General features: G+C 74.8%; 1 protein-coding gene. It reads right to left on the minus strand.

The window, feature by feature from the left end; genetic code table 11:
- Positions 1 to 349, minus strand: a 349-nt coding sequence (locus ACPCUX_RS18810) for an Ig-like domain-containing protein (protein ID WP_423389399.1), incomplete at both ends; no start/stop codon positions are given.

Raw genomic sequence — 349 nt, forward strand, 5'->3', positions numbered from 1 at the left:
GATGCGGTCGGCCACGACCTCGGCGTCCAGGTCGTGCGTGTCCTCGATCCCGCCCGGGACCAGGCCGACCTGGTCGCCGTCGGGGTCGGTGTCGTTGGCCAGCGCCGCGACCGAGACCGTACGCCCCGGACGCACCGTCACCTCGTCGTCCACCGCGACCGGCGACTGGTTGCTCTCGCCCGGCCGCGCGATCCCCACCCGCACGGTCCCGGTCGCCGTCGCCCCGCGGGCGTCCAGGACCGTGTACGTGAAGGTGTCGAGGCCCGTCGCGTTCTTGGAGGCTGCGTACTCGAGGAAGCCCTCGACGACGCTCGCCGAGCCCTTCGCGGGCGGCGCCGCCACCCCCGTC

Origin of the sequence: Cellulosimicrobium sp. AB352 (genome assembly GCF_049538415.1) — a bacterium.
Lineage (GTDB): Bacteria > Actinomycetota > Actinomycetes > Actinomycetales > Cellulomonadaceae > Cellulosimicrobium > Cellulosimicrobium funkei.